The organism is Microbispora sp. NBRC 16548 (assembly GCF_030268985.1).
GTDB classification, from domain to species: Bacteria; Actinomycetota; Actinomycetes; order Streptosporangiales; family Streptosporangiaceae; genus Microbispora; species Microbispora catharanthi.
Window position 1 is genome coordinate 21970 of record NZ_BSSF01000001.1, and the last position, 25545, is coordinate 47514.

Consider the following 25545-nt stretch of genomic DNA (forward strand, 5'->3'; position numbering starts at 1 on the left):
GGAGTGGGAGATGGCGTGACAGGCAGGGAGCGGATCCGCGAGGCCGCGCGGCTGGTGGTCAAGGTGGGGTCGTCGTCGCTGACGACGTCCCGGGGCACGATCGACGTCGACCGGGTGGACGCGCTGGTCGACGTGCTGGCGGCCCGGCGCACGGCCGGCACGCAGATCGTGCTCGTGTCGTCCGGCGCGATCGCCGCCGGGCTCGGGCCGTTAGGGCTGCGCGACCGGCCCAAGGACCTGGCCACCCAGCAGGCGGCCGCCTCGGTCGGGCAGGGCGTGCTGGTCGCCCGCTACACCTCGTCCTTCGCCAGGTATGGCCTGCGCGTGGGGCAGGTGCTGCTGACGGCCGACGACATGATGCGCCGCTCGCACCACCGCAACGCCCAGCGGACGCTGGCCCGGCTGCTCGAGCTCGGCATCGTCCCCGTGGTCAACGAGAACGACACGGTGGCCACCGACGAGATCCGGTTCGGCGACAACGACCGGCTCGCGGCGCTGGTGGCCCACCTCACGCACGCCGACGGCATGGTGCTGCTGTCGGACGTCGACGCCTTGTACGACGGCGACCCGCGCAAGGACGGCGCCCAGCGGATCGCCGAGGTCCGGGGGCCTGAGGACCTGGAGGGCGTCGAGCTGGGCACCTCCGGCCGGGTCGGCACCGGCGGCATGATCACCAAGGTGGAGGCGGCCCGCATCGCCACCGGGGCGGGCGTCCCGGTCGTGCTCACGGCGGCGGCGCACGCGGCGCAGGCGCTCGCCGGTGCCGACATCGGCACCTGCTTCCACCCGGGAGGCCGTCACCCCGGCACCCGGCTGCTGTGGCTGGCCCACGCGACGACCGGCAGGGGCCGCCTGCACCTGGACGCGGGCGCGGTCGAGGCCGTGGTCGATCGGCGCAAGTCGCTGCTGCCCGCGGGCGTCGTGAAGGTCGAGGGCGACTTCGCCGCGGGCGACCCGGTCGACCTGTGCGCGCCGTCGGGCGCCGTCGTCGCCCGCGGTCTGGTCAACTATGACGTGGGGGAGGTCCCCGACCTGCTCGGCCGCTCCACCCGGGAGCTGGCCAGCACACTCGGCCCGGAGTACGAGCGCGAGCTGATCCACCGGGACGACATCGTGATATTGGAGCCTGTTCACCACCACAAGTGACGGAGCGCGAGGCAATGTCTGAGGCAGAGGAATTTCTGAAGGTCGCGCGGGCGGCGAGGGACGCCGCGACGGTGCTCGCGCCGATGCCGCGCGCGCCGAAGGACGCGGCGCTGCGCGCCGTGGCCGACGCCCTGGAGGCGGCCACGGACGAGATCGTCGCGGCCAACGCCGTGGACGTGGACCGGGCCAGGGAGAACGGCACCTCCGAAGCGATGATCGACCGGCTGCGGCTCGACGCGGGCCGGATCGCCACGATCGCGGCGGCCGTCCGCCAGGTGGCCGACCTGCCCGACCCGGTCGGCGAGGTCGTGCGCGGCAGCACGCTGCCCAACGGCCTGGAGCTGCGTCAGGTGCGGGTGCCCCTCGGCGTCATCGGCATCATCTACGAGGGCCGGCCCAACGTGACCGTGGACGCGGCCGCGCTCTGCCTCAAGAGCGGCAACGGCGTGCTGCTGCGGGGGTCGTCCAGCGCGTACTCCTCCAACGCCGCGCTGGTGCGGGTCATGCAGGAGGCGCTGGCGGCGACCGAGGTGCCGGCGGACGCCGTGCAGCTCGTGCCGGGCCAGACCCGCGAGTCGGTCAAGCACCTGATGCGCGCCCGCGGGCTGGTGGACGTGCTGATCCCGCGCGGCGGCGCCTCGCTGATCAACAGCGTGGTCGAGGAGTCGACCGTGCCGGTGATCGAGACAGGGGTGGGCAACTGCCACGTGTACGTGGACGCCGACGCCGACATCGACACCGCCCTGAAGATCCTGGTGAACGCCAAGGCGCAGCGGCCCTCGGTGTGCAACGCGGCCGAGACGCTCCTCGTGCACGCCGCCATCGCCGACGAGTTCGTCCCCAGGGCGCTGACGGCGCTGAAGGACGCCGGGGTGACCGTCCACGGGGACGAGCGCGTGCGGGCCTACGGCGCCGACGTCGTGGCCGCCACCGAGGAGGACTTCACCACGGAGTACCTCTCGCTCGACATCGCCGCCGCCGTCGTCGACTCGCTGGACGACGCGGTCGCGCACATCCGCAGGTATGGCTCGGCCCACACCGACGCCATCGTGACCCGCTCCCAGCCGGCCGCCCGCAGGTTCGTGGCGACCGTGGACTCGGCGGCGGTCGCGGTGAACGCCTCGACCCGGTTCACCGACGGCGGGGAGTTCGGCTTCGGGGCGGAGATCGGCATCTCCACCCAGAAGCTGCACGCCCGGGGCCCCATGGGGCTTCCGGAGCTCACCTCCACCAAGTGGATCTACACCGGCGAGGGCCACGTACGAGGGTGACCGTCAGACGCGGGTGAGCACGGGACGCGAGCCGAGGCCCGCGTCCCTGGCCCGCAGGGCCGCGTCCACCCGGCTGGGCGCGGCCAGCTTCGTCAGCACGTTGCTCACGTGGTTGCGCACGGTCTTGGTGGCCAGGCACAGCTCGCGGGCGATCTCGGCGTTGGACCTGCCGTCGGCCAGCCGCTCCAGGATCTCGTGCTCCCGCTGGGTGAGACCGGGGAACGGGCTGCGGGCCTGCGGCGTGGTGAGACGGTCGAGGAGCCGGGGCGCCAGCCCGCCGCCGAAGACCACCTGCCCGAGCGCCACGGACCGGACCGCCGCCGCGATCTCCGCGGGCCCCGATCCCTTCAGCAGGTAGCCGTGCGCGCCGGCGCGCAGCGCGCTCGTGAAGCCCGTCTCGCCGTCGTCGGCGCCCAGCGCGAGCATCCGTACGGCGGGGCAGCGGCGGCGCAGGGAGCCGAGCGCGCCCAGCATCGCCAGGTCGGCCAGCAGCACCTGCGGCGACAGCCGTACGCACAGGCGCAGGGCGTCGAGGTCGTCGCAGGCGGTGCCGGCGACGGAGATGCCGGCCGCCTGCGCGGCTTCCTGCTTCAGGGCGGACCGGATCCCTTCGACGAACAGTGGGTGATCGTCGGCGACCACGACGGTGATCGCGCCGGAGGAGTCAGTCATCGTCATCTGTCTTCGTCTCGCCGGTGTCATTGCGGGCCGGCGGTCCGGCCGCCTTGTCGATGAACAGACTGCCCGGGTGCGCTTGTGGGCCGGTTGGCATCGGCTTATGCGCGATTGGAACGGCGCGCCTCCGCCTATTCTGGCTGCCGGGCCGCTATGGTTGGCGCTCCTATGGCTGGACGTCTCGGGCGGGTCGGCCCCTACGCGCTGCTGGAGCGGCTGGGCCGGGGTGGCATGGGTGAGGTGTACCTCGCCGTCGGCCGCCGGGGCGACCGCGTCGCGGTGAAGATGCTCCGCGACCCCATCGAGAACGATCCCGACGCCCGATTACGGCTCGAACGCGAGGTGCGGGCGCTGCGCCGGGTCGAGAGCCCGTACGTCGCCCAGGTGCTCGACGCCGACCTGTCCGGTGACCGGCCGTACCTCGTCATGGAGTACATCGAGGGGGAGAACCTCCTCGACGGCGTACGGCGTGGCGGGCCGCTGCCGGAGTCCCGGCTCATCACGTTGGCGCAGGGCCTCGCGGCGGCTTTGGCGATCATCCACGCGGGCGGGGTCGTGCATCGCGACGTCAAGCCGGCCAACGTCCTGCTGGGCGAGGACGGGCCGGTGCTGATCGACTTCGGCATCGCCCAGGTGCTCGACGCGACGCGGGTCACGGTGACCGGCACGTTCCTCGGCACGCCCGGCTACTGCGCTCCAGAGGTCTTCGCGGACGAGACCGTGGGAGAGCCCGCCGACATCCACGGCTGGGCCGCCACGGTGGCGTTCGCCGCCACCGGACGGCCGACCTTCGGCCGGGGCACCGCCGAGTCCCAGATGTACGCGGTGCTGAACGGCAAGGCCGACCTGGTGGGGGTGCCGGCCGCCCTGCTGCCGCTCGTCCGCGCCGCCCTGCATCGCGACCCCGCCCGCCGCCCGACCGCCGCGTTGCTGGCCGATCGCCTGTCCCGGCTCGCGCGGGCCGCCGGGGAGGCGTCCGTCGCCGAGACCGCCACGCGTACGCCCGCGGAGGCGGCCCGGGCGCGTGCCGCGGCCGACGCGAAGCCGGTGGCGAAACCGGTGACCAGGAAGGCCGCCAAGACGGAGGACAAGCCGGTCAGGAAGGGCGCCGAGACCACGACGCGGGAACCGGCGACGGCGGCCGAGCGGGCCGCCCGGCGCGGCGGCCCCGGCTCCGCCGCTCGCCCCCGGCGGGTGAGGGCGGCCACGGCCCTCGCCACCGCACCGGAGGGGGCGGAAGGGGCGCTCGGCATCCCGACCGGGAACGCGGCCCTGGTCCTGGTCGCGCTGCTCGCCGTTCCGTGCGTGGTGGCGTCGGTGGTCTACCCGCTCGCCACCTTCGCGATCACGGCGGCCCTCGCGGTGGTGATCAGAGCCGTGTGGACCAGTCACTGGCTCGTGCGGAGCCGCAAACCCGGCCGTGCCCGCGCCTGCCTGCGCGCGCTGGCGTTCCCGCTCACGCTGGCCGGTTCGCTGCTGTCTGCCGTGGCGTGGCCGGGGCTGCCCGCCGCCGCGGCGGCGTTCGCGGCGCTGTGGGTGGGCTCCGGGGGACGCCTGGAGCCCGAGTGGTGGTCTCAGCCGGTGCCCGTCACGATCGCCGGCGTGGCGTTCGGCGTCGTCAGTGGCGCGATCAACGGGCGGGAGATCGAGCGCGCGGGCGCGGCCATCCCCGGCCTGCGGCGGGAGGGCCTGCGCGCGCTCGCCGTCCTGGGCGGCTTCGTCGCGCTCTGCGCCGCAGCCGTCCGCGCCGTGGCCTTCTTCTTCTAGCGCTGCCGGGCTGACCCGGTGCTCAATCCTGCCGGCTCAGTTCTGGCAGCTCAGTTCTGGCAGCTCAGTTCTGCCGGCTCAGTTCTGGCGGCTCAGTTCTCGCGCCGGGCGAAGCGGTTGAAGATGCGCTCGCCGGCGTTGACCGCGCCCTCGGCGACGTCGCGCAGCACGCCGATGAAGGGGTCCTGCGACTGCGCCCACGACTCGCGGTAGGAGTTGGCCGCCGCCTTGATCTCTTCGGTGATGCTGGCGTTCGCGTCGTCCTCGCGGCGCGGGTAGGTGCCGCCGACGATCCGGTCGTACTCTCCGCTGCGACGCCAGCGGTCGAGTTCGGCGACGCGGGTCACCGCGAACGGGTGGGTCGTGCCGAGCATGTTGAGGACCTTGAGCAGGCCGTCGCGCACGTCGCCCGCGGTGTCGTACTCCCTGGCCTGGTCGAGGAACGCCTCGATGTTCATCTCGTGCAGGCGGGAGCCGCCGGCGAGCTTCATGAGCGCCCGCAGCGCGGCGTCGGGGTCCTGCCCGGCGAGCAGGCCGCCGCGGTCGGCGGACATCTCCGCCTTGCGCTGCCATTCCTCCAGGGCGGCGACGATGACCCGCAGACCGATGTAGCCGAGCGGGATCCAGGCCACCCGGGTGGCCAGGCGGGTCAGGATCGCGAGCATCGTGCCGTAGACGGCGTGGCCCGACAGGATGTGCGAGGTCTCGTGGCCGATGACGAAGCGCAGCTCCTCGTCGTCCATGAGGTCGAGCAGCCCCGTCGAGACGATGATGAACGGCTCGTCGAAGCCGATCGCCATCGCGTACGCCTTCGGGTCCTGCTGCACGTAGATCTCGGGGATGCGGTGCAGGTCGAGGATGTAGGCGCTGTCGCGGCCCATGTCGTGCAGGGCGCGAAACTGGGTGTCGGTCGTCCGCACCGCGGAGGCCAGGAACATCAGCCGGAGCCGGCGCTCGCTGAACAGGCCGGACGTGCGCTTGAGCACCGCGTCGAATCCGGAGAGCGAACGCATCGCGACGAGCGCGGAACGGTCGGCGGGGTGTTCGTAGGCTCGCGAGCTGATGCCGGGCAGCTGCACGCGATTGCGATCGGGAGTGGTCATGTTCCGCATGCTATGTCTCACGGGCCGGACGCGCGCGGACGTCCGGGGGAGCCCTGGCCGTCACGGGAGGGCCGGTTTCCGGTGTGGTCCGCTAGGCGCGTTATCGTCCGTTTCATGCGTAACGGGACGGCGATCCGGCGACTGGGCGTGATGGGCGGGACCTTCGACCCCATCCACCACGGCCACCTGGTGGCGGCCAGCGAGGTGGCCCACCACTTCAACCTGGACGAGGTGGTGTTCGTCCCGACCGGCCGGCCATGGCAGAAGGCCGAGCAGAACGTGTCCTCGTCCGAGGACCGCTACCTGATGACGGTGATCGCCACCGCGTCGAACCCCCGCTTCTCGGTCAGTCGGGTGGACATCGACCGGCCCGGCCCCACGTACACGATCGACACGCTTCGTGACATCGCCGCCGCGTACGGCCCGGACGTGGAGCTGTACTTCATCACCGGCGCCGACGCGCTCGCGCAGATCCTGAGCTGGCGCGACGTCGACGAGCTTTTCACCATCGCGCACTTCGTCGGCTGCACCCGGCCCGGCCACACGCTTCAGGACCCCGGCCTGCCCGCGGGCAAGGTCAGCCTGATCGAGATCCCGGCCCTGGCGATCTCCTCCTCCGAGTGCCGCGACCGGGTGGCCGCCGGGGAGCCCATCTGGTATCTGGTCCCCGACGGGATCGTGCAGTACATCAACAAGCGCGGCCTCTACCGCGACCCGGAAAGCTGACCCCCACGCCCGCGGCGAGCACGCCGGCGAACGCCGCCGCGTACAGCACGGGGCGGTAGGAGGTCAGGGCGAGGAGCCCGGCGCCGAGCGCCATCCCCACAGCGGTCGGGACGAACAGCACGGTGTTGGCGGTCGCGGACACGGTGGCCAGCAGGTCGTGCGGCGCGATCCGCTGTACGGCGGTGAAGGCGGCGACCAGCACCCAGGGCAGCCCCAGCCCCGACAGCAGGCTCGCCGCCGTCACGACGGGCTCCCAGGGGACGGCGCGCAGTGCCACCGAGGCGGCGAACAGGAGCCCTCCGGCGGTGGACAGCCGCGCCTCGCCGGCCCGGCGCAGCAGCGGCCCCGCGATCAGGCCGCCGAGGACCGTGCCGCCGCCCTGGACCGCGGACAGCACGCCGGTGAAGCCCGGCTGCCGGTGCAGACCGTGGTCGACCACGGCGAAGACGACCGCGCCGTTGACGCCGGAGACCAGCATCAGCGCCGCCCCGGACAGCGTGAGGCGGCGCAGGAGCGGGTCGCGGAACAGGAAGCGCGCCCCCTCCGCCGTCCGGGCCGCCCAGCCGCGCGTCACGCGGGCGCGCCGTGCGGAGCCGGCCGGGAGGCGCAGCGTGCCGAGCAGCCAGGCGCCGGCCGCGAAGGTGGCCGCGTCGAGCGCGACCACCGCGTCGCCGCCCGCGGCGGCGAACAGCCCGGCGCCCAGCAGGGGCGCGGCGAGGCGGGTGCCCTCCGACGCGCTCATGCGCAGCCCGTTGACCTCGGCCAGCATCGCCTCCGGCACGGCGGCGGGCAGGACGGCCGCCTCCGCCGCGTCGAGCACGACGAAGCTCACGCCGTACAGCAGGAGCACCGCGAACAGCAGCCAGGCCTGCGCGGGGGAGCTGACCAGGAAGAGCAGGCAGAGCGCCGCCCCCATCACGACGTTGGTCCATACGAGCACGGGCCGGGCGCCGAGGACGTCGACCGCCGCGCCGAGCGCGGGCCCGGCCGCCGTCGGCGCCCAGAAGCAGAACGCGGTGAGGCCGGCGAGGCTGTCGGAGCCGGTCAGCGACTTCACCCAGATGCCCGCGACCAGGGACATGGCCGTGGTGCCGAAACCGGAGACCGCGACGGCGCTCAGGTAACGGCGGGCGTTGCGGTCGGCGAGAGCGGCTCTCATGCCGGGGATCATCGCGGCAGCCAACCCCCAAGTCAATGCTTGGGGGTTGTGATGGTGTTAACTTTCCGCCATGGCGGAGGCGGATCCCAGGCTCAGGGCACTCGCGCATCCGGTGCGGCTGCGCATGCTCTCGCTGATGTGGGGCGCGCCCATGTCGGCGGCCGAGTTGTCCCGCGAACTGGGCATCTCACACGCCCTCGCCAGCCATCACCTGCGCTGCCTGGACGACGCCGGGCTGGCCGAGCTGGCCGACGTACGGGTCCGGCGCGGCGGCCGGGAGCGCCGCTACCGGGCGGCGGGGGGCACGCCGCTGACCGAGCAGCGGGACGGCTTCCCGCTGCTCGCCGAGGCGCTGGCGCGGTCGCTGCGCGAGCGGGCCGGGCGGCGGCGCGCGGGCGAGGAGGGGGTGACGGCCGACGCCGAGCTGTGGGTCGATCCCGAGCTGTGGAACGACGTCCGCAGCAGGATCCTCGCCGCGATCGTCGACCTGCACGAGGGCGCCGCGACCCCCCGTACGCCGGGGACGATCCGGGTCGGAGCCACTGTCGCCGCCTTCCCCCTGACGGAATCCGCGGGCTCTGAAGGACGTTGAACTCCTGATCCCGGGCATAACACCGGAATCGACAGGGTGTGCCGGTAGGGTCTCCCCGGGAAAGCCGGTTGTACGGGACACGCGGACTGTGCACCCTGGAAGAACCCGTCAACGGAGGACAGAACCGAATCGTGACAGCATCCGAGAGATCGATCCAGCTCGTGCGGGTGGCGGCCGAGGCCGCCGCCGAGAAGCTGGCCGACGACATCATCGCCTATGACGTGAGCGACCAGCTCGTCATCACCGACGCCTTCCTTCTCTGCTCCGCGTCCAACGACCGGCAGGTCCGTGCGGTCGTCGACGAGATCGAGGAGCGCATGCGCGTGGAGGCCGACGCCAAGCCCGTACGCCGTGAGGGCGAGCGGGAGGGCCGCTGGGTCCTGCTCGACTACCTCGACATCGTGGTGCACGTGCAGCACGAGGAGGACCGCAACTTCTACGCGCTGGAGCGCCTGTGGAAGGACTGCCCGTCCATCGAGCTGCCGGAGAGCGTCAAGCGGGTCGCCGAGCAGCGCGGGCACGGAGCGGCCCGGTGACGAACGCCATCATCGGGGCGGCGCGATGAGCCGTCGCGTCGTCTGCCTGCGGCACGGGCAGACGCTCTGGAACGTCGAGAAGCGCTTCCAGGGGCACACCGACATCGCATTGGACGAGACCGGCATGGCGCAGGCGGCCCGGGCGGCCTCCCTGCTCGCGGCCCTGCGGCCGACCATGCTCGTCGCCTCGGACCTGCGGCGCGCCTACGACACGGCCTCGGCCCTCGGCCGGCTCACCGGTCTCGACGTGGCCGTGGACAAGGACCTGCGCGAGCGCGGCGGCGGCGAGTGGGAGGGCCTGACCCGCGACGAGATCAGGGCGGGCTGGCCGGTCGAGTACGAGGCGTGGGAGGCCCCGGGCGGCGAGGACGTGGCGCACGTCGCCGACCGCGTGGCCGACGCCGTCGGGCGCTGGGCGTCCCGCCTCGCCGAGGACGGCCTGCTGGTCGTCGCCTCGCACGGAGCCGCGCTGCGGCTCGGCATCTGCCGTCTGCTCGGGCTGCCGCAGGAGCTGTGGTCGGCGCTCGGCAGCCTGGGCAACTGCTCGTGGTCGGTGCTGGAGGAGGGCCGCCGCGGCTGGCGCCTGCTGGAGCACAACGCGGGGACGCTCCCCGAGCCGATCAGCAGCGACGACAGCCCCGCCGCCACCGCCGACGGTTGAGGCACGTGAGGCCGGTGACGATTAGGTAAACGGATGGGCATACCTATATGCTCTCCGAGCGCCGCGCCGGGAACACCCGGGGCGGTGGCAAGGGGCTATAGCGCAGCTGGTAGCGCACCTCCATGGCATGGAGGGGGTCTGGGGTTCGAGTCCCCATAGCTCCACCCACACGGCTGGAACTTTCACGCGTGCCTCTCGCATGACCTGCGGTCCCGCTTGACCGCCACAGGATCACCTGGGACGAGGGCGCCGGCACCGCGAACCCGCACCCGGCGGTCCACTACCACTCGGGCGCCGTCCACGCCCGCGATCCGACGTGGACAGCACGGTCGTGGGCGTGTCGTCGCCCGGCTCCTGGCACACCTACCGCGCGTGGATCACCAAGGTGAGCGCCACGGACGTGGACATCCACTACTACGTCGACGGCCAGTGGAAGGCCGTTCACCACGCCCGTGGCTTCGTCGGCAAGCCGATGTTGCTGATCATCAACCTTCAGATGGAGGGCTCGTCCGGCTCCCCGGGCCCGAGCGCGAGCACCTCCTACCGGGCCCGGAACGTCTACGTCGGCCGCTCCCGCGCCTGACGCGGGCGTCGGAGTATCACAGGCTCTTGAGGTAGGCGAGCGACGGCATGAAGAAGTACTCGCCGCCCTTCATCGTCACGGTCTGGGGGACCTGGCGCTGGGGGGCGCTGAGCTTCGCGCTGCCCCACGCCGTCGGGTAGCGCACCTTGACGTCCCGCTTGCCCTGGCCGATCACGGGGTCGTGGCCGGTGTCCCCGGCCGGGAAATCGGCGTTGTCGGCCCAGGTCTGCTGGGTGAACTCGAACTGGCCCTGCAGGCTGGAGTTGAACGCCATGAACAGCAGGCCCACCCCGCCGGTCGGCCGGGTCGTCGCGGGCGCGTCGTCCCACGGCTTGTCGGTGCGCCTGCCGTACGTCTGGCCGCGCCGGGCCATCATCACGCCGAGTGCGCGCTCCAGGCCGCCGTCCCGAGAGTCGCGGGGGTTGGCCTTGCGGATGTGCGCGCCGACCGGGCACTTCCCCCCGGGGTCGTCGCGGTAGCTGAAGTCGTTCTGCACCGGGTGGCCCTCGGAGCTCGGCTTGCCGTGCAGCCGCAGCGGGGTGCCGTTGCGGAACCGGCCCACCAGCATCGCGCCCGCGAGCGGCCGGTCGTCCCCCTTCAGGCCGAGCGCGTCGGCGAGAGCCTCCTCGGCCTCGCGGAACGCGCGGACGTTCTGCTCCAGCTTGCGCAGGACGAGATAGCTGCCGAAGTGCCGGCTCGGGTGGGGAGCGAGGGGGTCGGGGACGAGCACGTGGCTCAGCGGGAAGAACGGGTTCCAGTTGGTGCCGGACTCGGCGGCCACCTGGTCGGCGAGGAACAGCGGCTGGCTGCGGCCGTCCACGTAGCCGAAGTGCTCGATGCCCCGGCCCTGGGCGTCGCGCAGGCCCTCGCCCTTCTCCTCGCCGACGATCTTCGCGGTCTTCGGCAGCAGCGCGAGGACGCGCTCGCGGGTGGCGGCGACCGGCTCGGGCGTGGCGTCGCCGATCAGCACGATCGCGTGGATCTCCTCCTGGTAGTGCTTCTCCCAGGCGCCGACCGCCGGGTCGCTCAACGTGTCCTTGCGCCGTTTCATCCCCGACTTGAACGCGTTGTCGGTGAATTTGCTGGTGGAGTCACCCAGTTTCAGATAGCCGATTTTGCTGATTCCGACGCCCACGTACGGCGTGCCTGGTTTCTTGGCGCGGTTGAAGTCGCGGACCTCCTCCAGGTGCTTCCTGGCCGATTTCATGAGCGGCACGAGGGAGCGCAGGAAGCGCCTGCCGTCCGGGCCGTCGCCGAAGTGCACGAGCAGCAGGGACATGTTTTCCCGTACGTGCGCCTGCAGGATGTTCGGCTGCAGGTTGTCGAGCATCGCCTTGGTGTCGGCGTCGAGTTTCGCCGAATCCCATGCGAGCGGTTTGCCGTTGGACAGGTCGACTGGCATGTCGAATCCTTCCCCGTAGTGGAAATGTCGGACCCCCACCGATAAGAGCCATCATCCATGGAAAAGGTTCGGGGCGCTCCGACTTTGCCTGGACGAGAACGGGCCAGGTCAGGCCTATTCCGCACCACCGGGGTAGTGACCGGTCATGACGAAGAGACGGCCTGTCGGCGTTGAAGAGGAGTTCCTTGTCGTCGATCTCGAGACCCGGCGGCTGACACCGCTGGCGGAGTCGATGCTGGAGCGGCTGCCGGACGAGGGGTTCGCGGCCGAACTGCAGCGCTCGGTGGTGGAGACCAACAGCACCCCGATGGAGGACCTGGGCGACGTGCGGGCCGAGATCGTGCGGCTGCGCCAGGCGCTCGTGTCGGCCGGTGAGCCGCTGGGGGTGGGCGTGATCGCCTCCGGCACGACTCCGATCACCGGCATCGAGGGCTACACGTTCACCCCGGGGGAGCGCTACGAGTACCTGTCGGAGTCCTACCGGTTCCTCGCCCAGGAGCAGCTCATCTGCGGGGCGCAGGTGCACGTGGAGATCGACGACAGGGACGTGGCGGTGCTCGCCGCCCAGCGTGTGGAGGCGTGGCTCCCCCCGCTTCTCGCGCTCAGCGCCAGCTCGCCCTACTGGATGGACGAGGACAGCGGGTATGCCAGCAGCCGGGCGCTGACCTGGCAGCGCTGGCCGACGGCGGGTCCGCTCGGCCCGTTCGCCGACGCGGCCGAGTATGACAGGACGGCCGAGGACCTGGTGGCCTCCGGCGTCATCGAGGACCGGGGCATGGTCTACTTCGACCTGCGGCTGAGCGCCCACGTGCCGACGGTGGAGATGCGCATCTGCGACTCCTGCCCGCTCGCGGACGACGTGGTGCTGCTCGCCGGTCTCTTCCGCGCCCTCATGACGAGGGAGACGGAGGCCGTGGAGCGGGGTGAGCCGCCGGCCGGCGAGCAGCGCCTGGCGCTGCTGCGGGCCGCCAACTGGCGGGCGGCCCGCGACGGGCTGGAGGGCGACCTGCTGTCGCCGGTGACGAGCAGGCCCGAGCCGGCCCCGCGGCTCATCACCGGGATGCTGGAGGAACTGCGGCCGACCCTGGAGGAGCTGGGCGACTGGGAGATCGTCTCGGAGCTCGCCGACGCGGCGCTGCGCCGGGGCAGCTCCGCCTCGCGCCAGCGGGGGGCGTACGCGGTCAACGGGAAGCCGGAGGACGCGGTCGACCTGCTGCTCGCGGAGACCCGGCAGCGCTAGGAGGCCGTGCGGCAGGGCGGGCGTGCGGGCCGATACCCTACTGGCCATGTCTGCGATCCCCGCCCTGAGCGCGGCATGAACGGCGCCTATTCGGGCTGGCTGATCGGCGCCGCCCTGCTGCTGGCGCTTGTCGGCGTCGTCACCGCCGTACGGGATCGGCCGATGGGGCCGGTGCTGCTGGCCGGGCTGGGACTGCTGGAGCTCGCCGTGCTCGCGCAGGCGGGCTTCGCGCTGGCCGGGCTCGGCCACGTGGCGGACAAGGCGACCTTCATCGGCTACCTGGCGGGCACCGTGGTGATCCCGCCCGCCGCCATGTGGTGGGGCCGGGCGGAGCGTACGCGCTGGGGCCCGGGGGTCATCGCCGTGGCCGCCTTCACCGTGGCCGTCATGACCGGGCGGCTGCTGCAGATCTGGAACGCCGGCGCATGAGCGCCCCTTCCGGCACAGGGCCGGGACGCGTGCTCGTGGCCGTCTACGGGATCTTCGCGCTGGCCGCGACCTCCCGCGCCGCCGTGCAGATCGCCACGAGGTTCGCCGAGGCGCCGCTGGCGTACGTGCTGTCGGCGTTCGCCGGAGTGGTCTACATCGTGCTCACGGTGGCGCTGGCCCGGGGCGCACGGCGCGTCGCGGTCGCCGCCTGCCTGGTCGAGCTGGCCGGGGTGCTGGTCGTCGGCACGCTGAGCCTGGCGGACCCCGCCGCGTTTCCGCAGGCCACCGTATGGTCGGGGTACGGCAGCGGGTATGGGTACGTGCCGCTCGCGCTGCCCGTGATCGGCCTCCTGTGGCTGCTTCGCGGCGCCCGGCGTTCGTAACGAGTTCTCCGAAGCTGGAACAAATGAGAGCGATGAGGGCTTTGGTATGGTGTCAATCGTAGGATGACCCGATGAGGGGAGATGTTGCGGCGATGAGTGCCGTCGTGACGCGGAGGGGCGTGCTCCGAGCACCTTGGAGAGCACAAGGCGGATCGATGGCGTGGTTGATCGCCGGGGGCATCGCCCTCGCCGCGCTGAACCTGCGCACCGCGGTGACCAGCGTGGGGACCGTCCTCGACCAGGTCAGCGCGGGATTGGGCCTGTCAGGGGCGATGACGGGGCTCCTCACCACGCTGCCGGTGATGAGCTTCGCCCTGTTCGGCGCCCTGACGCCGGCCATGTCCCGCAGGATGGGGGAGCACCGGCTGCTGCTGGGCGCGATCGTCCTGCTCGCGGCGGGGCAGGCCGCGCGCTCCCTCGTCGACTCGGCCGTGCCGTTCATGGCCGCGAGCGCGGTCGCCCTGGCGGGCGGAGCGGTCGGCAACGTCGTCATCCCCGCGCTGATCAAGAGGCACTTCCCCCGGCGGGCGGGTGCGATGACCACCGTCTACTCGACGGCGCTCGCGGCCGGGACGATGGTCGCCGCCGCCGCGACCGTTCCCGTGCAGCAGGCCGCGGGAGGCAACTGGCATATGGCACTCGGGGTGTGGGCGGCCCTGGCCGCCGTCGCCGCGATTCCGTGGCTCGCGCTCAGGCGCGGTGAGCCGGAGCGGCGCGACACATCCGCGAGGGCCGGAGCCGACGGCCTCCTGCGCAGCAGGCTCGCCTGGGCCGTGGCCGGATACTTCGGCTCGCAGTCGCTCATCGCGTACGTGATGTTCGGCTGGCTGCCGCTGCTGCTGCGGGACAACGGCTACACCGCCGGCCAGGCCGGCCTGGTCCTCGCCGTGTTCACCGGGCTCGGGATCCCCGTCTCCATGGCGGTGCCCGCCCTGGCGGCCCGGCTGTCCGGACAGCGCCCGCTGGTGATCGCCTTCGCCGCCCTCTACGCGGCCGGCTTCGCGGGCCTGCTCACCGGGCAGGCGCTGTGGGCATGGTCGATCCTCGTGGCCGTCGGCGGGGGCACGTTCCCGCTCGCGCTGGCGCTGCTGGCCATGCGGACCCGCACGGCGGCGGGCACCGCCGCGCTGTCGGCCTTCGGGCAGAGCGCCGGATATCTCATCGCGGGCGCCGGACCGATCACGTTCGGCCTGCTCCACCAGGTCAGCGGCGGGTGGGTGCTGCCGTTCGGGCTGCTGTTCGCCGCGCTCGCCGTACAGGTGGTGACCGGCTGGTACGCGGCGGCCGACCGCACCCTGGAAGACGAGACGTCGTCCGTGCCCACTGGGCGGCGGGACGACCACGTCTCGCGGGGCGTGCGCGACCTCGTCGCGGGACGGACGCGCCGGTCGGCCGAGAAGGCGCGGCATGCGCGGTCGGGCGACGGGGGCAAGGCGGCCCGGCCGCGCCTGACCCGCCCGGCAGGACGGCACGGTGCGGGCCGGGGAGACGAGCGCCGCAGGTCGGCCACCCGCTGAGGCCGCGCACCTGGGTTTACGCCCATCTCTCGGGGCAGGCGTAGTGCAGAAACCCACGAGAGAAGGAGAAGGCATGAGCTCGATCGAACAGTCCGTCGATGTGAATGTCCCGATCCGCACCGCGTACAACCAGTGGACGCAGTTCGAGAGCTTCCCGGAGTTCATGGAGGGCGTGGAGTCGGTCAAGCAGATCGGCGACACGCGCACCGACTGGGTCGTCGAGATCGCGGGCGTCCGCCGTGAGTTCGAGGCGGAGATCACCGAGCAGCACCCCGATGAGCGGGTGGCCTGGCGCTCGGTGGACACGCCGCGGCAGGCCGGCGTCGTCACCTTCCACCGGATCGACGACAACACGACCCGGGTCACGCTGCAGATGGAGTACGACCCCGAGGGCTTCCTGGAGAAGGCGGCGGACGCCCTGCAGATCGTCCGCATGCGCGTCAAGGGCGACCTGGAGCGTTTCAAGACGTTCATCGAGTCGCGCGGCGGCGAGACCGGCGGCTGGCGCGGTGAGGTCCCCGGCCCGCACCAGCAGGGCGGCACGGGCACCGGCGGCTTCGGCACGGGTTACGACATCGGCGAGCCGATGCCGCCCCGGACCGTGAACCCCGAGTATCCGCGCGAGACGCCGCTGCCGCCGCCCGGCACCGGCCCGATCCCGCCCGCTCCCGGCACGGGTCCCGCCCCCGGCGCCGGCCCGGTGCCGCCGCGCGACACGCCCGGTCCGGTGATCTGATCAGGCACCACGCGAATAGGCCCGTCTCTCGTGAATCGAGAGACGGGCCTATTCGTTATATGCGAGTAATCGGAAATTTATTTAGCCCTGATACGATGGAAAAACCATGTTATAGCCTCTCGGGCGTATCTCATCGAATCAACCGAAAGGGATGTCGCCCGTGTGCTACGAGCCCGATGCCGTGCCGCCCGTCCACGGTTCTCCGATCACGACCGTCACGTCCGAACGCCTCGTGCTGACCTCGGCCGACGGCGCGAACTTCGCGGCTCATCTGGCCCGCCCCGGCCGCGCGTCCGGTCCTGCGGTGCTCGTCCTGCCGGACAACCGGGGCTTGTCGGGATTCTATGAACGCCTCACAGAACGGCTCGCCGAGCAGGGGCACATCGCGCTCGCCATCGACTATTTCGGGCGTACCGCCGGGACCGACCCGCGGACCGACGATTTCCCCTTCATGGAGCACCTGGGCAAGGCGCACAAGGACGGGCTGTTCGCCGACATCGCCGCCGGCGCCGCACACCTGCGGGCCGAAAGCGACGAGGAAATCGTCTCCCTCGGCTTCTGCTTCGGCGGCAGGCTCGCGTTCATGACGGCCCGGCCGGCCTTCGGGCTCGCCGGCACCATCGGCCTGTACGGCTATCCGGATGTGCTGTTCGGCAACCCCGGCCCCACCCAGATGGCGGGCGAGCTGCGCGGACCGATCCTGGGACTGTTCGGCGGCGCGGACGAGGGCATCTCCCCCGAGGTGGTGAGCGCGTTCGGCGAGGCGCTGGAAGGCGCGGGGGTGGCGCACGAGTTCGTCACCTATCCGGGAGCGCCGCACAGCTTCTTCGAGCTGGGCCGCCCGGAGCTGGCCGAGGCCTGCGCCGACGCCTGGTCGCGCATCCTCGGCTTTTTGAAGCGGACAGCCCGAGGCGACCTGACCTCGCCTCGGGCTGCCACGATGCAAGACTAAGCCTTCCGGCTCCCGCCGCGCGCACCGGCACCCCCGAAAGTGCCTAAATGGTGATGCGGCCGAACGCGCGGACACGTTACGGTGCCCGCGTGGCATTGATCGTCTCTCCGCCGCCCGCTCGCTAGCGGGCGGCGCCATCCGGTGAGCCGGGCCCGGGCGGCCCGGCCGGTGGCCCCTGCCCGCCTGCGGCAATCGGGCCCACCTTTCACTGGAGAGACGTCGATGAACCATGCTCCAGCCCTGTCCGTACGGCAGGGTCTCGTCTACGTGTCCACCGCCGCGGTCGCCTGGGGAACCGGGGGAGCGGCGGGGGCGTTGCTGCACGGCGCGGGACAGTTGAGTCCCGTCGCCGTGTCGTTCTGGCGCTTCGCCTGCGGCGCGGCGCTCCTGCTCGCCGTCGCCCGCAGCCGCCCCTCCTGGCGGGCGGTGCTGCTCGTCGGCCCGGCGATGGCGGTGTGCCAGGCGGCCTACTTCGCGGCCATCGCCGAGGCCGGGGTCGCGGTCGCCACGATGATCACGATGGGCGCCACTCCGCTCCTGGTGGCGGCCGGTGGCCGGGTCTTCCTGGGCGAGCCGCTGGGCCGTACCGGCCTCGGATGCGCGGCGCTCGCCGTCGCCGGTCTGGCCATGCTCACGGGAGGCGCGCAGACGGTCACCCCGGCGGGCGCCGGCTACTCGCTGCTGTCGGCGGCGGCCTACTCCCTCGTCACCCTCACGACCCGCCGGATGCCCGCCGCCGGCGTGGCCGTATGGGGGTTCGCCGGGGGCGCGGCCTGCCTGCTCCCGCTCGCCGCCGCCGGAGGGCTGCTGCCCGCCGGGCACACCGTGACCAACGTGCTGCTGCTCGGCTACCTGGCGGCCGTGCCGACGGCGCTCGCGTACGGGCTGTTCTTCGCGGGGCTGCGCGTCGTCGGCGGCACCACGGCGGCGGTCCTCTCCCTGCTCGAACCGCTGGTCGCCGCCGTCATCGGCGTCGTGCTGCTGGGGGAGCGCCTGTCCGCCGTACAGGTGGGCGGGGCGATCGTGCTTCTGTGCGCCCTCGCCTGGCTCGCCAGGGGGGAACTTCGCGGCGCCCCGCGCTAACTCAGGAGCCGGAGGATCTGTTAGCGATACCATGAGCTGGGGGCAGTGCGCGTACGCGGTCACCAGGCGGAACGTTCCTCGCATGGCTCGTGACGCGACGATGGTCACCGCGGTATTGACACGGCTTGCTGTTATCGCAAACACTCGGGAAACCTGATCAGAATGAGCGGGGCGCGGCGGATGACGAAGGTCCGGCCTGGAGAGAGCCCGACCGAACGCCCGAAGGCGGCGGTCATGGAGGACGTCGCGGAGCTGGCAGGAGTGTCGGCGATGACGGTGTCGAGAGTGCTGAACGCTCCGGAGAAGGTGCGCCCGGAGACCCGGGCGCGCGTTCTCGCGGCGGTCCGCGAGCTCGACTACCGGCCCAATTCGGCGGCGCGGGTCCTGGTGACCGGCCGCTCGGGGGTGCTGGGGGTCGTCTGCTTCGACACCACCCTGTACGGTCCGGCCTCCACGTTGTTCGGCATCGAGCAGGCGGCCAGGGACAGCGACTACCTGGTCAGCATCGCCAGCCTGCCCGCGCTCAACCGCACCTGGATCACCAGGGGAATCGACCGCCTGCGGTCCCAGTCGGTGGACGGCGTCATCGTCGTCGCGCCGCACGAGTCGGCCGCCGAGGGGCTCCGGCACCTTCCCCCGGGCCTCCCGGCGGTCGACGTCGGCGGAGGAACCGATCTGCCGGTGCCGGTGGCGGCGGTGGACCAGTACGCCGGCGCCGCCCGCGCCACCCGCCACCTGCTCAGTCTCGGTCACCGCACCGTCTGGCACCTGTCGGGCCCGCCCAACTGGATCGACGCGAGCGGCCGGGTGGCCGGCTGGCGGTCGGTGCTGGAGGCGGAGGGCAGGGAGGTTCCCGAGCCGCTGGTCGGCGACTGGACCGCCCACTCCGGCTACGAGATCGGCAAGCGGCTCGCCCGTGAGCCCGACGTGACGGCGATCTTCGTGGCCAACGACCACATGGCGATGGGCGTGCTGCGAGCCCTGCGGGAGGCGGGCCGGCGGGTCCCCGAGGACGTGAGCGTCGTCGGGTTCGACGACGTCCCCGAGGCGGCCTACTTCTGGCCTCCCCTGACCACCGTACGGCAGAACTTCGGCGAGGTCGGCCGGCAGGCGTTCCAGCTCCTGCTCGACCGCATCGCCGGGGTGGAAGGCGAGGCCAGGCGCATGGTGGAGCCCGAACTCGTGGTGAGGGAGAGCACCGGCGTCAGCCCCTGAAAAGCTTCCGCCCCGCTCGCGAGCGAGCCGGGCGGAAGACCGCGTCCCGCCGGTCTAGGCCCCCGGCGGGACGCGTGGAACAACCGTCCCCGTGCGGATCGTCCCATGAGTGGCCCTGCCCGCTTCGGTGATCGGACACGGGTGAGAACGGCGGCAGGCGTGTCCACGCCTGCCGCCGCTCGCGAGGAGCCGCCCGGGGCGATGGCGCACCCCAGACGGCCGTTTGTTACGGCTTCACCTCCAGCGTCACCGTGGTGGCCGACGGCCGGAAGCGGGCGTCGCCGGAGTAGGAGACGGTGAGCTCGTGCGTGCCGGCCGGCAGGTCGAGACCGAGCTCGGTCTTGCCCTGGCCGCCGGGGTTGAGCGTCCCGTCGCCGAGGATCGTCGCGCCCTCGGACACGGTCACCTCACCGGTCGCGCCCTCCGGCTCCACGCTGTAGTGGACCTGGACCTTCTTGCCCTGCTTCACCTGCTCGGGCGACGCGTGGGCGGTGACGGTGGTGCCGGCCCGGGTGTCCTTGCCGAGGCGGATGAACGTCACCGAGCGGGCCGGGAAGTCGTAGGTGAAGGCGGAGGAGAATCCGCTCACCTCCCGCTCGACCGGAGAGATCTTCGTGGGCTCGGCGAGCGAGTTCACGGCGGCCGGGTCACCGGTCAGCGAGGTGACGAGGGCCTTCGGCGCGATCGCGGCGGTGCCGAGGTCGACCGTGCTGCGCACGGCGGTGTCCTGGACGTTGACGGCCTTGATCACCACGTCGCCGGTGTCGCTGTCCTTCGAGACCACCTGGTAGAGCGGCTCGACGGCTGCGTTGTCGGTGAAGTCGTTGATCTTCTGGCCGTCCAGCCACGTGGTGATGTGGCGACCGGAGACCTGGATCTTGATCTTGTAGTCGCGACCGGTCTGGACCGTGGTGCTCGACGTCGCGATCGAGGACTTGGAGCCGTTCGTCGCCTTCTCGACGGCCGACTGGGTGTTGTTCCAGCCGCCGATGTTCCACCAGTAGAAGTTGCCGGTGTCCTTCGCGCCGAACATCACCAGGAAGCCCTCGGCGCCGCCGGTCTTGCGTGCCGTGACCTCCAGCGTGTAGTCGGACCAGTCCGTCGAGCCGGCCGTGGAGCGGGCGTCGGTCACGTTGGCCGTCTGGACGTACGCGCCGTCCTGCACCGCCCACGTTCCCTGGCCGGGAGTCCACTTGCCCGTGCCGTTCGAGAAGTCGTCGCCGAACAGGACCGTGCCGTCGGCCCCGGTCACCTTGACGTCGTCGTAGCTGACCTGGGTGCTCCAGGAGCCGAGGCCGATGGCGCCCTTGATGTCGTCGACCGGGAGCGGGCTCGCCTTGTACGTGCTCGGCAGCACGCTGTCGCCCACGTTGCGGGAGAACAGGCGCTGCACGTAGTAGCTGGGGGAGCCGTACACCTGGTCGTTGTCGAACCAGATGAGGTCCGGCGTCCAGTTGACGTAGTCGACGTTGGACAGCAGCGGCGCGTACGACGCCAGCTCGACGACGTCGGAGTTGCGCTCGATGCCGGTCAGGTACGACGCCTCGGTCAGCGCGTTCCAGTACGTGTTGCCCTTCGAGGCGTACTCGCCGACGAACACGTGCGGGCCGTTGCGGTCGTAGGTGTCGTAGCGGTGGTTGTTGGCCAGGAACCAGCTCGGGTCGTTGTAGTAGTGCTCGTCGACCAGGTCGGCCTTCTGGTCACGCGCGAACTGCCACATGCGATCGAACCAGCTGCCCTGGGACGTCTGGCCGGCGTTCGAGAGGATCTTGATGTTCGGATACTCGGCCCGGATCGCGCTCGCGAACTTGGGGAAGTTCGTGAAGAACTCGGTGTAGATCTCCTCGTTGCCGAGGCCGATGTACTTCAGGTCGAACGGCTTGGGGTGGCCCATGGCGGCCCGCTTGGCACCCCAGGTGGAGTCGGCCGGGCCGTTGGCGAACTCGATGAGGTCGAGCGTGTCCTGGACCCACCGCTGGAGCTTGGCCTCGTCGGTCAGCGGCCGGTTCTCGTTGCAGCCGTTGACGCCCACCGACAGCACCGGCAGCGGCTCGGCGCCGATGTCCTCGGCGAACTGGAAGTACTCGTAGTAGCCGATGCCGTACGTCTGGTTGTAGCCCCAGAAGTTGAAGTTGGTCGGCCGCTCCTCGACCTGGCCGAGCGTCTCCTTCCACTGGTAGATGCGGCGCCGGTCCTGGTTGAGCGAGTACGGGTCGTAGGTGCCGACGTTGGTCACGCAGCCGCCGGGGAAGCGCAGGAAGCGCGGCTTGAGCGCGGCGATCGTCTCGGCGATGTCCTTGCGCATGCCGTTCTGACGGCCCTTGAAGGTGTCCTCCGGGAACAGCGAGATCATGTCGAGGTCGGCCCGGCCGCCGCCGCCGGCCAGCACGACCAGGCGCGCCGCGTCGGTGGTCTCGCTCGCGGTGATCGTCGCGGTGTACTTCTTCCAGTCGGCCGACTGGGCGTCGATCGTGGCCGTGCCGTACACCTTGGAGCCGTCGGCGCTCTCGATGGACGCGGTGATCGGGCCGCCGCCGGTGCGCCGGGCGAACAGCGACAGGTCGTAGGTCTTGCCGGCCTGGACCGCGATGCCCTTGTTGAAGCCGGCGTTGCTCACGCCGAAACCGGTGCCCGGGCTGGTGATGTCCAGCCGCAGGAAGTTGCGGTTGTTACTGTTCAGCGGCTGATCGCCGGACACCGCGGCCGTGCCGGCCGCGCCGCCGCGCCCGACCTTGGTCCAGGCGGTGAGGCCGTTGTAGTTCCGGTTGTCCACCGAGTTGAACTCGAAGGACCGGTTCTGCACCAGCTCGGCGTACAGGCCGCCGTCGGCCGCGTGGTTGATGTCCTCGTAGAAGATGCCGTACAGGTTGGGGCTGACCTTGGTGCCGGCGGCGGTGGTGTCCACCTTGAGCTCGCCGACGTCCTTGGCGTACCCCTCGACCTGGAACTTCGTCCCCTGTGTTGGTGTGGTCTGGGCCGTTGTGTCCTGGCCCGTGGCGACGAGTCTGCCGTCGCTGACCGCGACTCGCCTGTCCCCGGCCGACAGGTACACCTTGCCTCCGCCGGCGTCGCGGAGCTGGAACGCTCCAGCCGTCGAGCCGAGGCGCAGCGTGGAGTCGTCGGCGACCCCCAGGTAGCCCTTGCCGTTCAGGTCCTTGAGCGCGACCGTGCCGTCGCCCCTGTCCTCGGCGGTGACCGCGAGGCTCGTCATGCCCGGGGCGTCGGAGGCGACCACCTGCCCGTCCTCGGCCGCCGACAGGTACGGCGCGGAGCCGGCCGCGCGCAGCGTGAACGGGCCGGACGGGACGATCGTCCTGCCCTCGGCCGCCTTGACCGCGAAGTAGTCGAAGTCGGCCGCGATCGGCGTGCCGTTCTGCGCGGAAAGCGCGAACAGGCCGACCTGCTTGACGTCCAGCGCGGCGGTGACCTTGGACGCCTGCACCCAGGCGGAGCCGTCCCAGTAGGACGAGGTGAACTCGTTGCCCGACCTCGTCAGCTTGAGGATCTCGCCCGTGGATCCGGAGCGGCTCGCGAAGGCCGCGGTGAAGGCCGCCTTCACTTCGGTGTCGGTCTCGATGACGTTGCCCCCGGACGAGCCGACGTGCGCGAGACCGGCGCGGACGTAGTTGTCCCAGTCCTGCCAGGCGAAGATGCCGGCGCTCTGGTAGTCGAGCGCGACCGGGGCGCTGAACTTCGTGACGACCTCGAAGTCCCCGGCGGGGACGTCCATGAGGAAGATGTTCTTGGCCGAGTTGTCGGTCTGGTAGGTGTCGCCCTTCAACGAGTGGATTCGCAGGCTGCCGGCCTGCTCGCCGAGGGACCACTGGGTGTTGTCGGGGTTGAGAACCTGCCAGTCGGGACCGAGCGCGGCGGTGTCGAACTGGTCGACGGACGCACCGGCGGGGATCGGGTCGGCGGTTTCGGCCTGAGCCGGCGTGGTGGAGAGCATGCCGCCCACCACACCGCTCACCATGGCCGCCGATAAGGCCAGTGACCAGGCCTTTCTGCTCATTCGGGGGGCTCCTCCGGTTTCTGTTAGCGTTAACATCACGGGATGGTCGCGAAGTGAGCGCTAACAAGCTGGATTCGGCCACCAGTTAAGGGCTATGCGGCATGTCCGTCAATAGGGCGTTAACGCGATGTTTCGGTGTGACCGGACCGTAATCGGCCACCACCTTGACGGGGGGTCGTGTTAACGCTCACAGTCTTCCCAAGCAGTTGAGAGGAGCGCCAGTGGGACCCAACGTCGACCGCCGCCCGCCCGTCATGGCCGACGTGGCCAGGCTGGCCGGAGTGTCGCACCAGACGGTCTCGCGGGTGCTCAACGACCATCCGAACGTCCGCGCCGAGACCCGCACCCGGGTCATGCGGGCCATCGACCAGCTCGGTTACCGCCGCAACCTCGTCGCCCGGGCTCTGGTCACCAAGCACTCGCGCACGCTGGGCGTGGTCAGCTTCGACACGACGCTGTACGGCCCGGCAAGCACGGTATACGGAATCGAGCAGGCGGCGAGGGACGCGGGCTACTTCGTGAGCATCGTGAGCCTGCGGACCATCGACAGGGCCGGCGTGAACGACGCGATCGGCTACCTCGCCGAGCAGGGCGTGGACGGCATCGTCGTCGTCGCCCCGCAGCGGTCGGCGGCCCGGGCGCTCGACGACCTGCCGGCGGGCATGCCCGCCGTGGCCGTCGAGGGCTGGCACCAGGGCGACGTCTCCGTGGTCAGCGTCGACCAGGTCGAGGGCGCCAGGCTGGCGACCTCGCACCTGCTCGAGCTGGGGCACGAGACCGTCTGGCACATCAGCGGCCCGGCGGACTGGCTGGAGGCCGAGGGCCGGATCGAGGGCTGGCGCGCGGTTCTGACCGCCGCGGGGCGGCCCGTCCCCGGCACGCTGACCGGTGACTGGAGCCCCCGATCGGGCTACCGGGCCGGCAAGGAGCTCGCCGCCATGGCCGGCGACGTCACCGCGGTGTTCGTCGCCAACGACCAGATGGCGCTCGGCCTCCTGCGTGCGTTCACGGAGGAGGGGGTGAAGGTCCCCGAGCAGATCAGCATCGTGGGCTTCGACGACATCCCTGAGTCGGAGTTCTTCTCCCCGCCGCTCACCACCATCAGACAGGACTTCGGGGCCGTAGGCAGGCGCAGCATCGACGTGCTGCTCCGGCAGATCGAGTCGGGCGAGGGGCTGCCTCATGAGCGTCTCGTCGTGCCTCCCCAGTTCGTGCTCAGGGGAAGCACAGCCGCGCGCTAGCCGCACGGAATCACATTGGATGATCAGCGCTGTGCCCTAGGTGTTAGCGCTAACAGGTAGAAAGGATCCCCCCAGTGTTGAAGAGGATCTCGGCACTGATCCTGGCCGGTGCCACGGCCCTGACGATGGCCGGTTGCAGCAGCAGTGACAGCGGCGGCAGCGGTGGTTCGTCCGGCGGTGGCGCCGACGACGGAAAGCTCGTCATGGGCTTCGCCCAGGTCGGCGCGGAAAGTGGCTGGCGCACCGCCAACACCAAGGACATCCAGGAGTCCGCCAAGGCGGCGGGCGTCGAGCTGAAGTTCTCCGACGCGCAGCAGAAGCAGGAGAACCAGATCAAGGCCATCCGCTCCTACATCCAGCAGAAGGTCGACGTGATCGCCTTCTCGCCGGTCGTGGAGTCGGGCTGGGACACCGTCCTCAAGGAGGCGCAGAACGCGAAGATCCCGGTCATCCTCACCGACCGGGCCGTGGACTCCAAGGACACCAGCCTGTACAAGACCTTCCTCGGCTCCGACTTCGTCGAAGAGGGCAAGAAGGCCGGTCAGTGGCTGGTCGACCAGTACAAGGACAGCAAGGACGACGTGAACATCGTCCAGCTGGAGGGCACCACCGGCTCCGCGCCCGCCAACGACCGCAAGGCCGGCTTCCAGCAGGTCATCTCGGCCGACCCGAAGTTCAAGGTCATCGCTTCGCAGAGCGGCGACTTCACCCGGGCCAAGGGCAAGGAGGTCATGGAGGCCTTCCTGAAGTCCAACCCCAAGATCGACGTGCTGTACGCGCACAACGACGACATGGGCCTCGGCGCCATCGAGGCGATCGAGGGCGCGGGCAAGGTTCCGGGCAAGGACATCAAGATCATCACGGTTGACGCGGTCCACGACGGCATGCAGGCCCTCGCCGACGGCAAGATCAACTACATCGTCGAGTGCTCCCCGCTGCTCGGCACCCAGCTCATGGACCTCGCCAAGAAGGTCGTCAAGGGCGAGCAGGTGCCCCAGCGTGTGGTCACCGAGGAGACCACCTTCACCCAGGAGCAGGCCAAGGAGGCCCTGCCCAACCGCAAGTACTGATCGGTTCCTGGCCGCCCCCGTCACGGGGGCGGCCTCACCCGCGACG

23 protein-coding genes and 1 tRNA gene are annotated in these 25545 nt (G+C 71.2%); 19 read left to right on the forward strand and 5 right to left on the reverse strand.

The genetic code is table 11. The features are described from left to right. The first annotated feature begins 15 nt into the window (after positions 1-15). Both proB and QSK36_RS00105 read left to right on the forward strand, forming a co-directional pair. Positions 16-1146 (forward strand): glutamate 5-kinase, encoded by a 1131-nt coding sequence (gene proB / locus QSK36_RS00100; RefSeq protein ID WP_285780892.1) that lies wholly within the window; start codon positions 16-18, stop codon positions 1144-1146. Between the two features lie 14 nt (positions 1147-1160). Next, positions 1161-2417 carry a glutamate-5-semialdehyde dehydrogenase gene (locus QSK36_RS00105; RefSeq protein ID WP_285780893.1) on the forward strand — a complete coding sequence of 419 codons (1257 nt, stop codon included), beginning with the start codon at positions 1161-1163 and terminating at the stop codon, positions 2415-2417. Positions 2418-2420: 3 nt separating this feature from the next. Here the strand turns inward: QSK36_RS00105 and QSK36_RS00110 are convergent, their stop codons facing one another. After that, positions 2421-3095: a LuxR C-terminal-related transcriptional regulator gene (locus tag QSK36_RS00110; RefSeq protein WP_183544189.1), complete on the reverse strand. Its 675-nt coding sequence runs from the start codon at positions 3093-3095 to the stop codon at positions 2421-2423. A 165-nt stretch (positions 3096-3260) separates the two neighbouring features. On the opposite strand from QSK36_RS00110, the gene QSK36_RS00115 reads away from it, so the two are divergent. Next, positions 3261-4859: a serine/threonine-protein kinase gene (locus tag QSK36_RS00115; RefSeq protein WP_183544187.1), complete on the forward strand. Its 1599-nt coding sequence runs from the start codon at positions 3261-3263 to the stop codon at positions 4857-4859. A gap of 92 nt (positions 4860-4951) precedes the next feature. Here the strand turns inward: QSK36_RS00115 and QSK36_RS00120 are convergent, their stop codons facing one another. Next, a complete protein-coding gene (locus tag QSK36_RS00120) occupies positions 4952-5962 on the reverse strand; it encodes a M48 family metallopeptidase (protein ID WP_406540702.1) in 1011 nt (336 codons plus the stop codon). 114 nt (positions 5963-6076) lie between these two features. On the opposite strand from QSK36_RS00120, the gene nadD reads away from it, so the two are divergent. Further along, the gene (gene nadD, locus QSK36_RS00125; RefSeq protein ID WP_285780894.1) at positions 6077-6688 is read left to right on the forward strand and encodes a nicotinate-nucleotide adenylyltransferase; all 612 of its coding nucleotides are present in this window, start codon (positions 6077-6079) and stop codon (positions 6686-6688) included. Here nadD and QSK36_RS00130 read toward each other — a convergent pair. After that, a complete protein-coding gene (locus QSK36_RS00130; RefSeq protein WP_285780895.1) occupies positions 6651-7847 on the reverse strand; it encodes an MFS transporter in 1197 nt (398 codons plus the stop codon). The genes nadD and QSK36_RS00130 overlap by 38 nt on opposite strands. 70 nt (positions 7848-7917) lie before the next feature. On the opposite strand from QSK36_RS00130, the gene QSK36_RS00135 reads away from it, so the two are divergent. The 5 genes from QSK36_RS00135 to QSK36_RS00155 all read left to right on the forward strand — a co-directional run bounded on the left by QSK36_RS00135 (position 7918) and on the right by QSK36_RS00155 (position 10219). Next, positions 7918-8439: a winged helix-turn-helix domain-containing protein gene (locus tag QSK36_RS00135; RefSeq protein ID WP_183544179.1), complete on the forward strand. Its 522-nt coding sequence runs from the start codon at positions 7918-7920 to the stop codon at positions 8437-8439. Between the two features lie 131 nt (positions 8440-8570). Beyond that, a complete protein-coding gene (gene rsfS, locus QSK36_RS00140; RefSeq protein ID WP_139576244.1) occupies positions 8571-8975 on the forward strand; it encodes a ribosome silencing factor in 405 nt (134 codons plus the stop codon). Positions 8976-9000: 25 nt separating this feature from the next. Beyond that, positions 9001-9636 carry a histidine phosphatase family protein gene (locus tag QSK36_RS00145; RefSeq protein ID WP_183544177.1) on the forward strand — a complete coding sequence of 212 codons (636 nt, stop codon included), beginning with the start codon at positions 9001-9003 and terminating at the stop codon, positions 9634-9636. Between the two features lie 91 nt (positions 9637-9727). Further along, positions 9728-9800, forward strand: a tRNA-Ala gene (locus QSK36_RS00150). Between the two features lie 152 nt (positions 9801-9952). Continuing rightward, positions 9953-10219 (forward strand): hypothetical protein, encoded by a 267-nt coding sequence (locus QSK36_RS00155; protein ID WP_221264546.1) that lies wholly within the window; start codon positions 9953-9955, stop codon positions 10217-10219. A 16-nt stretch (positions 10220-10235) separates the two neighbouring features. On the opposite strand, the gene QSK36_RS00160 is transcribed toward QSK36_RS00155, so the two are convergent. Continuing rightward, positions 10236-11621 carry a Dyp-type peroxidase gene (locus tag QSK36_RS00160; protein WP_285780896.1) on the reverse strand — a complete coding sequence of 462 codons (1386 nt, stop codon included), beginning with the start codon at positions 11619-11621 and terminating at the stop codon, positions 10236-10238. 145 nt (positions 11622-11766) lie between these two features. On the opposite strand from QSK36_RS00160, the gene QSK36_RS00165 reads away from it, so the two are divergent. The 8 genes from QSK36_RS00165 to QSK36_RS00200 all read left to right on the forward strand — a co-directional run bounded on the left by QSK36_RS00165 (position 11767) and on the right by QSK36_RS00200 (position 19176). Further along, the gene (locus QSK36_RS00165; protein WP_285780897.1) at positions 11767-12861 is read left to right on the forward strand and encodes a carboxylate-amine ligase; all 1095 of its coding nucleotides are present in this window, start codon (positions 11767-11769) and stop codon (positions 12859-12861) included. A gap of 75 nt (positions 12862-12936) precedes the next feature. Then, entirely contained in the window at positions 12937-13290 is a 354-nt protein-coding gene (locus tag QSK36_RS00170; RefSeq protein WP_285780898.1) for a hypothetical protein, read from the forward strand. Next, positions 13287-13673 carry a hypothetical protein gene (locus tag QSK36_RS00175; RefSeq protein WP_182902674.1) on the forward strand — a complete coding sequence of 129 codons (387 nt, stop codon included), beginning with the start codon at positions 13287-13289 and terminating at the stop codon, positions 13671-13673. The genes QSK36_RS00170 and QSK36_RS00175 overlap by 4 nt, the downstream gene beginning before the upstream one ends. Positions 13674-13828: 155 nt before the next feature. Beyond that, positions 13829-15190 (forward strand): CynX/NimT family MFS transporter, encoded by a 1362-nt coding sequence (locus tag QSK36_RS00180; protein WP_285780899.1) that lies wholly within the window; start codon positions 13829-13831, stop codon positions 15188-15190. A gap of 73 nt (positions 15191-15263) precedes the next feature. Beyond that, positions 15264-15926, forward strand: coding sequence for an SRPBCC family protein (locus tag QSK36_RS00185; RefSeq protein WP_183544174.1), 663 nt, complete (start codon positions 15264-15266; stop codon positions 15924-15926). A gap of 160 nt (positions 15927-16086) precedes the next feature. Beyond that, positions 16087-16878, forward strand: a complete 792-nt coding sequence (locus tag QSK36_RS00190) for a dienelactone hydrolase family protein (protein WP_285780900.1) — start codon at positions 16087-16089, stop codon at positions 16876-16878. A gap of 222 nt (positions 16879-17100) precedes the next feature. Then, the gene (locus tag QSK36_RS00195) at positions 17101-17961 is read left to right on the forward strand and encodes a DMT family transporter (protein WP_285780901.1); all 861 of its coding nucleotides are present in this window, start codon (positions 17101-17103) and stop codon (positions 17959-17961) included. A 234-nt stretch (positions 17962-18195) separates the two neighbouring features. Further along, the gene (locus QSK36_RS00200; RefSeq protein ID WP_285780902.1) at positions 18196-19176 is read left to right on the forward strand and encodes a LacI family DNA-binding transcriptional regulator; all 981 of its coding nucleotides are present in this window, start codon (positions 18196-18198) and stop codon (positions 19174-19176) included. Between the two features lie 226 nt (positions 19177-19402). Here QSK36_RS00200 and QSK36_RS00205 read toward each other — a convergent pair whose 3' ends face one another. Next, positions 19403-23188, reverse strand: coding sequence for an alpha-L-arabinofuranosidase family protein (locus QSK36_RS00205; protein ID WP_285780903.1), 3786 nt, complete (start codon positions 23186-23188; stop codon positions 19403-19405). A gap of 254 nt (positions 23189-23442) precedes the next feature. Here QSK36_RS00205 and QSK36_RS00210 point away from each other — a divergent pair, with 254 nt between their 5' ends. Together QSK36_RS00210 and QSK36_RS00215 are read left to right on the forward strand one after the other, a co-directional pair. Beyond that, complete coding sequence (locus tag QSK36_RS00210) at positions 23443-24429, forward strand: LacI family DNA-binding transcriptional regulator (RefSeq protein WP_285781431.1); 987 nt, start codon at positions 23443-23445, stop codon at positions 24427-24429. A gap of 74 nt (positions 24430-24503) precedes the next feature. Then, entirely contained in the window at positions 24504-25499 is a 996-nt protein-coding gene (locus QSK36_RS00215) for an ABC transporter substrate-binding protein (RefSeq protein WP_285780904.1), read from the forward strand. The last annotated feature ends 46 nt before the right edge of the window (positions 25500-25545 follow it).

Excerpts from the sequence above, each read along its gene's own strand:
- QSK36_RS00130 (WP_285780895.1), bottom strand. The coding sequence starts at position 7,847 with ATGAGAGCCGCTCTCGCCGACCGCAACGCCCGCCGTTACCTGAGCGCC.
- QSK36_RS00185 (WP_183544174.1), top strand. The coding sequence starts at position 15,264 with ATGAGCTCGATCGAACAGTCCGTCGATGTGAATGTCCCGATCCGCACC.
- QSK36_RS00165 (WP_285780897.1), top strand. The coding sequence starts at position 11,767 with ATGACGAAGAGACGGCCTGTCGGCGTTGAAGAGGAGTTCCTTGTCGTC.
- QSK36_RS00145 (WP_183544177.1), top strand. The coding sequence starts at position 9,001 with ATGAGCCGTCGCGTCGTCTGCCTGCGGCACGGGCAGACGCTCTGGAAC.
- QSK36_RS00110 (WP_183544189.1), bottom strand. The coding sequence starts at position 3,095 with ATGACGATGACTGACTCCTCCGGCGCGATCACCGTCGTGGTCGCCGAC.
- QSK36_RS00120 (WP_406540702.1), bottom strand. The coding sequence starts at position 5,962 with ATGACCACTCCCGATCGCAATCGCGTGCAGCTGCCCGGCATCAGCTCG.
- QSK36_RS00195 (WP_285780901.1), top strand. The coding sequence starts at position 17,101 with ATGAACCATGCTCCAGCCCTGTCCGTACGGCAGGGTCTCGTCTACGTG.
- QSK36_RS00170 (WP_285780898.1), top strand. The coding sequence starts at position 12,937 with ATGAACGGCGCCTATTCGGGCTGGCTGATCGGCGCCGCCCTGCTGCTG.
- QSK36_RS00205 (WP_285780903.1), bottom strand. The coding sequence starts at position 23,188 with ATGAGCAGAAAGGCCTGGTCACTGGCCTTATCGGCGGCCATGGTGAGC.
- nadD (WP_285780894.1), top strand. The coding sequence starts at position 6,077 with ATGCGTAACGGGACGGCGATCCGGCGACTGGGCGTGATGGGCGGGACC.
- QSK36_RS00160 (WP_285780896.1), bottom strand. The coding sequence starts at position 11,621 with ATGCCAGTCGACCTGTCCAACGGCAAACCGCTCGCATGGGATTCGGCG.
- QSK36_RS00105 (WP_285780893.1), top strand. The coding sequence starts at position 1,161 with ATGTCTGAGGCAGAGGAATTTCTGAAGGTCGCGCGGGCGGCGAGGGAC.
- QSK36_RS00210 (WP_285781431.1), top strand. The coding sequence starts at position 23,443 with ATGGCCGACGTGGCCAGGCTGGCCGGAGTGTCGCACCAGACGGTCTCG.
- QSK36_RS00175 (WP_182902674.1), top strand. The coding sequence starts at position 13,287 with ATGAGCGCCCCTTCCGGCACAGGGCCGGGACGCGTGCTCGTGGCCGTC.
- QSK36_RS00135 (WP_183544179.1), top strand. The coding sequence starts at position 7,918 with ATGGCGGAGGCGGATCCCAGGCTCAGGGCACTCGCGCATCCGGTGCGG.
- QSK36_RS00200 (WP_285780902.1), top strand. The coding sequence starts at position 18,196 with ATGGAGGACGTCGCGGAGCTGGCAGGAGTGTCGGCGATGACGGTGTCG.
- QSK36_RS00180 (WP_285780899.1), top strand. The coding sequence starts at position 13,829 with ATGGCGTGGTTGATCGCCGGGGGCATCGCCCTCGCCGCGCTGAACCTG.
- QSK36_RS00115 (WP_183544187.1), top strand. The coding sequence starts at position 3,261 with ATGGCTGGACGTCTCGGGCGGGTCGGCCCCTACGCGCTGCTGGAGCGG.